Origin of the sequence: Rhodosalinus sp., from assembly GCF_046542825.1 — a bacterium.
GTDB lineage: Bacteria > Pseudomonadota > Alphaproteobacteria > Rhodobacterales > Rhodobacteraceae > Rhodosalinus.
Genome location: NZ_JBKHAQ010000096.1, coordinates 1 through 10,505 on the forward strand (window position 1 = coordinate 1; position 10,505 = coordinate 10,505).

Annotated in this window: 7 protein-coding genes and 1 tRNA gene; 6 read left to right on the forward strand and 2 right to left on the reverse strand. The window is 69.8% G+C overall.

The window, feature by feature from the left end; all coding sequences use genetic code 11:
- The first annotated feature begins 351 nt into the window (after nt 1-351).
- Nucleotides 352-1,161: a response regulator gene (locus ACLFOB_RS11835; protein WP_410918174.1), complete on the forward strand. Its 810-nt coding sequence runs from the start codon at nt 352-354 to the stop codon at nt 1,159-1,161.
- A 51-nt stretch (nt 1,162-1,212) separates the two neighbouring features.
- On the opposite strand, the gene ychF is transcribed toward ACLFOB_RS11835, so the two are convergent.
- Both ychF and ACLFOB_RS11845 read right to left on the reverse strand, forming a co-directional pair.
- Nucleotides 1,213-2,310: a redox-regulated ATPase YchF gene (gene ychF / locus ACLFOB_RS11840; RefSeq protein WP_410918175.1), complete on the reverse strand. Its 1,098-nt coding sequence runs from the start codon at nt 2,308-2,310 to the stop codon at nt 1,213-1,215.
- A 252-nt stretch (nt 2,311-2,562) separates the two neighbouring features.
- The gene (locus ACLFOB_RS11845; RefSeq protein WP_410926189.1) at nt 2,563-5,277 is read right to left on the reverse strand and encodes a cation-transporting P-type ATPase; all 2,715 of its coding nucleotides are present in this window, start codon (nt 5,275-5,277) and stop codon (nt 2,563-2,565) included.
- A 644-nt stretch (nt 5,278-5,921) separates the two neighbouring features.
- On the opposite strand from ACLFOB_RS11845, the gene ACLFOB_RS11850 reads away from it, so the two are divergent.
- From ACLFOB_RS11850 to ACLFOB_RS11870, 5 genes are all read left to right on the forward strand, one after another.
- Nucleotides 5,922-6,851, forward strand: a complete 930-nt coding sequence (locus ACLFOB_RS11850; protein ID WP_410926190.1) for an ABC transporter substrate-binding protein — start codon at nt 5,922-5,924, stop codon at nt 6,849-6,851.
- A 78-nt stretch (nt 6,852-6,929) separates the two neighbouring features.
- Nucleotides 6,930-7,982 (forward strand): quaternary amine ABC transporter ATP-binding protein, encoded by a 1,053-nt coding sequence (locus ACLFOB_RS11855; RefSeq protein WP_410917867.1) that lies wholly within the window; start codon nt 6,930-6,932, stop codon nt 7,980-7,982.
- On the forward strand, nt 7,982-10,069 hold the full coding sequence (locus tag ACLFOB_RS11860) for an ABC transporter permease (protein ID WP_410926191.1): 2,088 nt from the start codon (nt 7,982-7,984) through the stop codon (nt 10,067-10,069). The genes ACLFOB_RS11855 and ACLFOB_RS11860 overlap by 1 nt, the downstream gene beginning before the upstream one ends.
- Nucleotides 10,070-10,198: 129 nt before the next feature.
- A complete protein-coding gene (locus ACLFOB_RS11865) occupies nt 10,199-10,321 on the forward strand; it encodes a hypothetical protein (RefSeq protein WP_410917869.1) in 123 nt (40 codons plus the stop codon).
- A gap of 61 nt (nt 10,322-10,382) precedes the next feature.
- Nucleotides 10,383-10,458: transfer RNA gene (locus tag ACLFOB_RS11870), tRNA-Thr, on the forward strand.
- Nucleotides 10,459-10,505 lie beyond the last annotated feature (47 nt).

Here is a 10,505-nt window from a genome sequence, read left to right on the forward strand (position 1 = left end):
TCGGGCTCATTCAGCCATGCCTGGTGCCACGCTTTCATGTCGAAGGAGGCCAGGCGCCGGGGCTGCCGCGCAGGAGGTCGGCTTCGCGGACCGGCAGCCTTGCAAGCGGCGCCAGATCGCGTGCAGTGTGGTGTCGCGGGGCGATCTCGGCGATTGTGGGGATCCTCTCTCGCCCGCCTCGTGACCGCCGGCCCAGACCGCGAGGCCGACCCGTGCGCGAGGCCAGGCCCGCATGACCCGTGACGCCCGACACCGGCCGGCACGGCGGGAGCGCCGGGATATGCGGGGACAGCGGTGGAACCGCCGCGGAAGTGGGCGCGTTAGGAAATCGGGACACTCAGGGGAGAGACCATGACGAATGCTGAACCCGCTGCGAGCCGTGTGGAGGCGATCGGCGAGGCGCTGCCGTATTTGCGCCGCTATGCGCGTGCCCTGACCGGGCGTCAGACCAGCGGAGACCGTTACGCAGCCGCCGCGCTGGAGGCGCTGCTGGAGGACGGGTCCGCGATGGAGCGCCTTGCGCCGCGCGCCGCGCTGTTTCATGTCTTTCACAGACTGTGGTCCAGTTCGGGGCAGCCCGTGGCAGAAGTGCCGGAAGGGCCCGAAGCCGCCGCGCAGCGCCATCTTGCGCAGCTGACGCCCAACAGCCGCGAGGCGCTGCTGCTGCATGCCGTCGAAGGGTTTCCGTTCGACGAACTGGCACAGGTGCTGGACCTGTCGCAGGATCAGGCACGTGACCTGGTCGAGATCGCGCGGCGCGAGATGAGCGACGCGACCATCGGCAAGGTGCTGATCGTCGAGGACGAGGCGATCATCGCGATGGACCTCGAATCGGTCGTTGCGGATCTTGGGCACAAGGTCACGGGGATTGCCCGCACCCGCGCCCGCGCGATCGAGCTTGCGATGGAAGAGGCGCCGGACCTCGTGCTCTGCGACATTCAGCTGGCCGACGATTCTTCGGGCATCGATGCGGCGAACGAGATCCTGGAACAGCTTGGCGAGCGTCCGGTGATCTTCATCACCGCCTTCCCGGAGCGTCTGCTGACCGGCGAGCGTCCGGAACCCGCCTTTTTGATCGCCAAGCCCTATACGGAAGAGCAGGTGCGCTCGGCCGTCAGTCAGGCGATGTTCTTCTCTTCGACGGAAACGCTGAGAGCCTGAGGCGCGCGTGCGCGCTATCGTCGCAGGTGGGGCGGGGCGGCTCGGTGCACATCAGCCGCTGTGAAGGAAATGCAGGACGTCGCCGTCCTGCACGACATAGGCCTTGCCCTCGGCGCGCAGCTTGCCCGCCTCGCGCGCCCGGGCCTCGCCGCCCAACGCCACGTAATCGTCGAAGCCGATGGTCTCGGCGCGGATGAAGCCCTTTTCGAAATCGCCGTGGATCACGCCCGCCGCCTGCGGGGCGCGGGTGCCCTGCGGGATCGTCCAGGCGCGCGCCTCCTTCGGCCCGGCGGTAAAGAAGGTCTGGAGCTGCAGCAACTGGTAGCCGGCGCGGATCAGCCGGTCGAGCCCCGGCTCCTCGAGCCCCATCTCCGAGAGGAACATCCCGGCCTCCTCGGGATCGAGCTGCGCGAGCTCCTCCTCGATCCGGGCCGAGATCACCACCGTCCCGGCGCCCTGCGCCGCGGCCATCTCTGCCACGCGCGCGCTTTGCGCGTTGCCCTGCGCGGCCGAGGCCTCCTCGACGTTGCAGACGTAAAGCACGGGCTTTGCGGTCAGCAGCTGCAGCATGCGCCAGGCCCTGGCGTCGTCCTCGGCCACCTCGACGGTGCGCGCCGGGCGCCCCTCTGACAGCGCGGCGGCCGCGGCTTTCAGAAGCCTTTCCTGCGCGACGGCCTCCGTATCGCCGCCACGCAGCTTGCGCGACAGGGTCTGCAGGCGGCGCTCGATGCTCTCCAGGTCGGCGAGCATCAGCTCCGTCTCGATCGTCTCGGCATCGGCCACCGGATCCACGCGGCCCTCGACGTGGGTCACGTCGTCGTCCTCGAAGCAGCGCAGGACATGGGCGATGGCGTCCACCTCGCGGATGTTGGCGAGGAACTGGTTGCCAAGGCCCTCGCCCTTCGACGCGCCGCGCACCAGCCCGGCGATATCTACGAAGGTCAGCCGCGCGGGGATGACCTGTTTCGACTGCGCGATCTCGGCAATCTGCGCGAGCCGACGGTCGGGCACCGCGACTTCGCCCACGTTGGGCTCGATGGTGCAGAAGGGAAAGTTCGCCGCCTGCGCGGCCGCCGTGCGGGTGAGCGCGTTGAAGAGCGTCGACTTGCCCACGTTCGGCAGCCCGACGATTCCCATGCGGAAGCCCATTGCGCTCTCTCCCCTCTTGCGAAGCGTGGTTTCTCTAGGGGCCGTGGCGGGGGCTTGCAAGGCGGCGGTCGCCTGCACGGCGCTCTTCCGCCCTTGCGGGCGTCATCGCGAAGCGGTCCGTCGGAAGCCGATGCGCGCGCCCGTCTCGTGCCTGTCAGTCGCGCCCGTCACTCGCGGCGGTCGCCGGGGCGCGCCCGGCGTCGGGGCCGCTGCGCCGAACCCTTCGGATACCTCCCCGGGGCGCGCCATGCGTCACGGCACGGGGGACGGTCCCGCGGCTGAGCGGGGACCGATCGCGAGCCTCATGCGCTTTTCCGTCTCGACCAGCGCGAAGAACAGGACGCCCAGCCCGACGATCAGCAGTCCGTCGGCCAGAGGGACGGGCGCGGTGCCGAAGACCGCCTGCATCGGCGGCAGATAGGTGATCGCGAACTGCGCCGCCGTCACGGCCACGACGCAGGCCCATACCACGCGCGTGCCGCGCACCGCCGCCCAGGTCAGCGACGAGCCGTGCAGATTGCGGATCAGGAAGAGGTAGAAGAGCTCGAGCACCACCAGCATGTTGAGCGCCATGGTCTGCGCCAGCGGCAGGGGATAGCCGCGGTCGACGGCGTAGGCGTAGATGCCGAAGACAGCGGCAATGAAAAGGCTCGACACCAGCGCGATCTGCCAGACCAGCTGCCCGGACAGCAGCCCCGCATCGCGCGGCCGCGGCGGGCGGCGCATGGTGCCGGGCTCGGGGGGGTCGAAGGCCAGGGCAAGACCGAGCGTCACGGCCGTGACGAGGTTCACCCAAAGGATCTGCACCGGGGTGATCGGCAGCGACATGCCCAGGGACACCGCGATGATGATGGTCATCGCCTCGCCCGCGTTGGTGGGCAGCGTCCAGCCGATCACCTTGGTGATATTGTCGTAGACGGTGCGCCCCTGACGCACGGCCGCGGCGATCGAGGCGAAGTTGTCGTCGGCCAGCACCAGTTCGGCGGCTTCCTTCGCCGCCTCGCTGCCCTTCTGTCCCATCGCGATGCCGGCGTCGGCACGCTTGAGTGCGGGAGCGTCGTTCACGCCGTCGCCGGTCATCGCCACGGTCAGCCCGTGCGACTGCAGCGCCGTGACAAGCCGCAGCTTGTCGCCGGGAGAGGTGCGGGCGAAGATGTCGGTCTCCACGACCGCCGCGGCGAGATCGGCGTCGCTCATCGCCTCGATTTCGGCGCCGGTCAGCACCTGGGCGGTGTTTTTCAGGCCGACCTGTGCCGCGATGGCGCGCGCCGTGGCGGCGTGGTCGCCGGTGATCATCTTCACCCGGATACCGGCGGCGTGGCAGTCGGCCACCGCCTCGATCGCCTCGGGCCGCGGCGGGTCGATCAGGCCGACGAGGCCGATCAGCGTGAGCTTTCCCTCAAGATCCGAGTCGTCGAGCTTCGCCTGGTCGGCCGGGGCCTCGCGCAGGGCCAGCGCGATGACCCGCTGTCCCTCGGCCGCCAGCGCCTCGACGCGCGCGTGCCAGGACTCCGGGTCGAGCGGTGCCGTGCCGCCGTCGCCCCGCACGCCGTCGCACATCGCCATCACCGCTTCCGGCGCACCCTTGACGAGGATATGGGCCCCGCCCTCGGGATCGCGGGCCAGCACCGCCATGTAGCGGTGCGCCGCGTCGAAGGGGATCGCGTCGGCGCGGGTCCAGCCAGCGAAGGCGTCCGTCCCGGCCAGCTTGCCCGCCAGCGCCTTCAGCGCGCCCTCCATCGGGTCCCCCGCGACCTGCCAGCCGCCCTCCGCCTCGCGCAGCGCCGCGTCGTTGCAGAGCGCGGCGATCCGCGCCGCTTCGGCCAGCCTGGGCCGGCCTGCGGGATCGACCGGATCGCCCTTGGCACGGATCGTGCCCTCGGGCGCATACCCCTCGCCATCGATCGTGTAGTCACGGCCTTCGAGCGCAAGCGAGGCGGCCATCATCTCGTTCCGCGTCAGCGTGCCGGTCTTGTCGGTGCAGATCACCGAGACCGAGCCCAGCGTCTCGATCGCCGGCAGGCGCCGGACGATTGCGTTGCGCCGCGCCATGGCCTGCACGCCCACGGCAAGCGTGATGGTCAGCACCGCCGGCAGCCCCTCGGGGATCGCCGCAACCGACAGGCCGACCACCGCCATGAAGAGCTCGGCGAAGGGCATGTCACGGATGAAGTAGCCGAAGGCCAGCAGCGACGCCGCGACGAGCAGGATGAACGCCGACAGCCAGCGCGCAAAGCCGTCCATCTGCCGCAGAAGCGGTGTGGTCAGCGTCTCGACCTCGGCGATCATGCCGCTGATCCGGCCGATCTCTGTCTGGCCGCCCGTGGCAACGACGACGCCGCGCCCGGTTCCGGCCGCGACCAGCGTGCCGGAGAACAGCATCGACTTGCGATCCCCCAGGGCGGCATCCGCCGCGACCGGCTCCGGCTCCTTGTCCACCGGCACCGATTCGCCCGTCAGGATCGCCTCTTCGGCGCGCAGGCCGCGGGACGCGAACAGGCGGATGTCGGCGGGCACCCGGTCACCCGCCTCGATCAGCACCACGTCGCCCGGCACCAGTTCCGCAGCGTCAAGCGTCACGCGGTGCCCGTCGCGCAGCACGGCCGTGCGCGGCGCCAGCATTGCGCGGATCGCCTCCATCGCCTGCTCCGCGCGCCCCTCCTGCACGAAGCCGATCACCGCGTTGACCAGCACGACCGCCAGGATCACGCCGGTATCCACCCAGTGCCCCAGCGCGGCCGTCACTCCGGCCGCCCCGATCAGCACAAAGATCAGAACGTTGTTGAACTGTGCCGCAAAGCGCCGCAGGGCGCTGCGCTTTGGCGGCTCGGGCAGCCGGTTTTCGCCATGGCGGGCGCGGCGGCGCTCGGCTTCTTGCGTGCTCAGCCCGCGCTGCGTCGCCTCGAGGCGGTCGAAGACCTCGTCCGGCGACTGGGCATGAACGGCGATCGGACTTTCGTTCTGCACGTCGAATCCCCCGGAGATGCGGCGCGCTTGTGATCTAGCGGCATTCGCCCCCCCCGTCGAGGCGGACGCCGGTATTGCCGGTCGCGCAGAAGGGTGAAGGCAAACAGGCGCCAGCGGTCACGGACGACGGCGCAGGCGCGGCCGCCACACGCGCAGCCGCGCCGCGCCAGAGCCGGCGCGGCCCCAGGTCCCAGGTCCCATATCCCAGGCCCCAGGCCCCATGCCCGGGAGCATGCCGCGCTCCGTTCCCGTGGCCCGGATCCGCGCCGCGCGCACCGCCAATGCCTCGTTTGCCCCGGGGCGGCAGCCGCAGGACCGCCCCGACCCGCCTGCGCCGTCTCGCCGAGAGAGGACCCCGCCTCAGGTCCGGCGACCGGCACACCACCTGCAAATCGGCGAGCCGGCGCGGGTCTGTCGAGGGACCTCACCTGTGCCGAATCCTGTTGCGGTCTTGCCCGGGCACGAACGCACAGGCACACTCAGGGCTGACTTGACGGGATTCGACCGATGCTGCCTCGAACGGTCAGGTGCCGCGCGGGCCGGATCCCGGCCTCCGTCCAGAGCCCGAAGGGCCGGCGGCGATGTGCACGCGCAGCATGGACGCTCGGAGGCACTCTCATGACGACAGCAGGGAGAACTATCACATGACGACCCCTTTCAGTTTCGCGGGCCGTGCCGCAGCCGCAGTTGTGGCCGCGGCGCTGGCCGCGCCGGCCGTGCAGAGCGCAGAACTGGGCGACACCGACGATCCCATTCGTTTCGCGCTGGTGGAATGGACCGGCCAGCATCTGACCTCGCGCATCATCGGCTCGGCGCTCGAGGAGATGGGGTATGACGTCGAATACGTCTCGGTCGGCTATCTCGTGAGCGGCACGGCTGCCGCGGACGGCGACGTGCACGCCACGCTCGAGGTCTGGGACAACAACCTTGGCGATCTCTTCCCGCAGCTGCTGGAATCGGGCCGGCTGGAGAACCTGGGCGATGTGGGCCTCGAGGCAGGCGAGGGATGGATGTATCCCGACCACGTCGCAGAGCTGTGCCCCGGCCTGCCGTCCTGGGAGGCTGTGCAGGACTGCGCGCAGGAATTCGCCACGGCCGAAACCTTCCCGCAGGGCCGTTTCCTGTCCTACCCTTCGGACTGGTCGAACCGCTCGGAGGTGCTGATCGAGGGCGAGGATCTGGACTACCGGGCAGTCCCCGCAGGCAGCGAGGGCGCGCTCGTGGCCGAGCTGAAGGCCGCAGCCGAGACGGACTCGCCGCTGCTGATGATGTTCTGGGCGCCGCACTGGGTGCTCTCGGAGGTCGATGTCTCGTGGGTCGACATGCCCGACGAGATCCGCGAAGAGTATTCGATCACGCAGCCCAACGTCTTCAAGGCCGTCTGGCCGGGGCTGAAGGACAAGTGGCCGGCCGCCTACGAGGTGATCCGCACCGCGAAGATCACCAACGAGATCCAGGAGCCGCTGATGGCGCGGATCGACCGCGACGGCGAGGACACGAAGGCCGTCGTCGCCGAGTGGATGGCCGCCAACGAAGACATTTGGCGCCCGTGGATCGAAGACGCCACCGACTGAGCACGCCTTGACGCGAAAGGCGCGGCCGTCGTGGTGCGGCCGCGCCGTCCTTCGTTCAGCAAAGGGAGCCTTGCCCGGATGCCCGAGCGCCAGACGCCGCCGGTCAAGCTGTCCTGCCGTCATCTGTGGAAGGTCTTCGGCGGCCTGCCGGCAGGCTTCGACGCCGAGGCCGATACGCGCGCCGCGGCGCAGGCGATGCGTGACGCGGGGCGGATTCCGGCCGTGGTCGATGCGGACTTCGAGGTGGGCACCGGCGAGATCTTCGTCATCATGGGGCTTTCCGGTTCCGGCAAGTCCACGCTGGTGCGCTGCCTGTCGCGGCTGATCGAACCCGACGCGGGCGAGGTCCTGCTCGACGGCGAGGACATCCTGAAGAAGTCCGCGAAGGACCTGGTCGAGATCCGCCGCCACAAGATGGGCATGGTGTTCCAGGACTTCGGCCTGCTGCCGCACCTCAGCGTGCTGGAAAACGTGGCCTTCCCGCTCAAGGTGCAGGGGATGGACGAGGAGCGCCGCCGCAGACGGGCGCAGGAGATGATCGAGCTTGTCGGACTGGAGGGGCGCGAGAGCGCCTCTCCCAGCCAGCTTTCGGGCGGCCAGCAGCAGCGCGTGGGCCTCGCCCGCTCGCTCGCCGTGGAGCCTGACCTGTGGTTTCTGGACGAGCCGTTCTCGGCGCTCGACCCGCTGATCCGGCGTCAGATGCAGGACGAATTCCTGCGCCTGCAACAGATGCTGAACAAGACCATCGTCTTCATCACGCACGACTTCATGGAGGCGCTCAGGCTGGCCGACCGGATCGCCATCATGAAGGACGGCGAGATCGTGCAGATCGGCCCGCCGCCAGAGATCGTGCTGCGGCCCGCCAACGCCTATGTCGCCGAGTTCGCCTCCGAGGTGCCGCTCGCCCGGCTGCTGACGGCGCGGGACGTGATGACGCCCGGCGACGGTGCGGGCGACCTGCCCAAGGTGCCCGCCGGCATGACGCTGGACGACGTGACAGCAGAGTTCCTGCGCAGCGGCGCCCCGCGGGTCGCGGTGATGGACCCCGAGCGCGGCTGCATCGGCACGCTGGCCTCGGAGGAGTTGGCGCGCGCCGTCGCCCGCCGCAGCGGCGACCGGGAAAGCGCGTGATGCGCGCCGCGCTGGCCTCGCCCGATGGCCGCCTCTGGCTGGGCGTGGGGACGTTCTGCCTGCTCTGCCTCGTTCTGGCGCCGCGGCTCGGCTGGCTGACGGAATATCCCGATGCGCTGGTGATCCCCTTTGCCGACTGGATCACCGCGGGGATGAGCGCCTTCGTGGACAGCTTCCGCTGGTTTTTCCGCGCGCTGGCCTCGCTGGTGGACGTGCCGCTCGTCGCGGTGCGCACCGGGCTGCAGGCGGTGCCCTGGCTGGTGGTGATGGCGCTGGCCGCGGCACTGGCGTGGCGCGCGCGCGGGCCGGGGCTGTCGCTGCTGACCGTCTGTGCGCTGGGCTACATGGTGCTCACCGGCTACTGGGAGCAGTCGATGAACACCCTCGCGCTGGTTGTCGTCTCGGTGCCGCTGTCGGTGGCCCTGGGCTTTGCCATGGGGGTGGGCGCGGCCCATTCCGAGCGGGTCGACCGAATTGTGCAGCCGACGCTCGACTTCATGCAGACGATCCCGGCCTTCGCCTACCTGATCCCGATTCTCTTCCTCTTCGGGTTCGGCCCGGCGGTCGGGCTGATCGCCAGCGCGATCTACGCCGCCCCGCCGATGGTGCGGAACACGATCCTGGGCCTGCGCTCCGTGCCCGCGGGCGTGCGCGAGTCGGGCGTGATGTCGGGCTGCACCCCGCGGCAGGGCTTCTGGAGGGTCGAGGTGCCCACCGCGATGCCGCAGATCATGGTGGGCGTGAACCAGACGACGATGGCGGCGCTCAGCATGGTCATCATCGCCGCGATCATCGGCGGCTTCGACGACATCGGCTGGGAGGTGTTGAGCACGATGCGCAAGGCGCAGTTCGGGCAGAGCCTGCTGGCCGGCCTTGTCATCGCGCTTCTGGCCATCGTGCTTGACCGCATCACCTTCGGCCTCGCGCAGAACCGCTTCGCCGGAGAAAGCCTGGACGAACGCGCCGCGCGGCGGCGGCGCACCTGGTCCGTCGCGGTGGCGCTGGCGATGGCCGCGCTGCTGCTGGCCACGCTTTTCCCGGTCCTGGCGGACTACCCCCGCGATCTGCGCATCTATCCCGCCGCCCAGCTCAACGAGGCGGTGAACTGGTTCCTGCGCAACTATTCCGGCGTGATGGACGCGCTGAAGAACTCGGCGCTCTTCTTCGGGATGCTGCCCTTCCGCATCGGGCTGAGCGAGGCGATCTCGCCCTTTACCTGGGGCTTCGCGCTGGCCCCCTGGATGCCCTGGGCCTACGCGGCGGCCGCCGCTGCGCTGGCGGTCTGGCTGCTCTGGCGGGGCCGGGCGGGCGGCGCGCTGACCGTGGCACTGCTGTCCGTGCTCTTGTGGTGGGGCACCACCGGCCTGCCCTGGCCCGTGGTGATCGCCGCCGCGACCGCGCTGGGCTGGCAGACAGGGGGCGCGCGCACCGCCAGTTTCGTCGCCGCCGCGCTGATCTTCGTGCTGGTCAACGGGCTCTGGGAGCCCTTGATGCTGTCGGTCTACCTGTGCGGCATCGCGGTGACGATCAGCTTTGCCATCGGCGGTGCGCTGGGCGTCTGGGCGGCGCACAACGACAGTGTCTCTGCCGTCCTGCGGCCCATCAACGACACGCTGCAGACCATGCCGCAGTTCGTGCTGCTGATCCCGGCGCTGATGCTGTTCAAGGTGGGCGAGTTCACCGCGCTGCTGGCCATCATCTCCTACGCCATCGTGCCGCCCGTCCGCTACGTCGAACACGCGCTGAGAACCCTGCCGCGGGGCACGGTCGAGGCCGCGCGCCAGATGGGCTGCACGCCCTGGCAGATCCTGACGCAGGTCAAGCTGCCGCTCGCGCTGCCGGGGATCATGCTGGGGCTGAACCAGACGATCATGTATGCCCTGTCGATGCTGGTGATCGCGGCACTGGTCGGCACGCAGGGCCTGGGCCAGCAGGTGTATCTGGCGCTATCGCAGGCCGACATGGGCATGGGCGTGGTCACCGGGCTTTCCATGGCGCTTCTCGCCATGACGGCCGACCGCATCCTGCAGGCCGCCAGCCGCCGCCATCGGGAGAAACTGGGGATCGGCGCCGCCGTCCCCGCATGAGAGGGCGGACAGAGAGAATGCCCGAAGACGCGGCCCGCGCCGCAGCCCGCGACGAGGCCTTCCATTTCCCGGAAACGGCGGGCGCAGACCCTGCCTCTGGCCAATGCCGGCGGAAGAACCCGGGCAGTGATGCCGGAGGAGCTTGCCGCGCAGACGGCAGACGGCCGGCAGGACCATGCCGGCATGGCGGACGCGCATTTCGCGCAGTGGACGGCGGTGCTCGACCGCGAAGAGCTTGATTGCCGCGCCTGACCGTCCGCGCCTTCGCCCTTGCCCGAACGCGCGCGACCGACTAGGCAACCATTCGGGTCGTGCCGGTATAGCTCAGCTGGTAGAGCGTCTGATTTGTAATCAGAGGGTCGGGGGTTCGAGTCCCTCTGCCGGCACCACAAACCGAATAGAACCTGATCCCTGAATCGCGCAGGCGCAGGCAGTC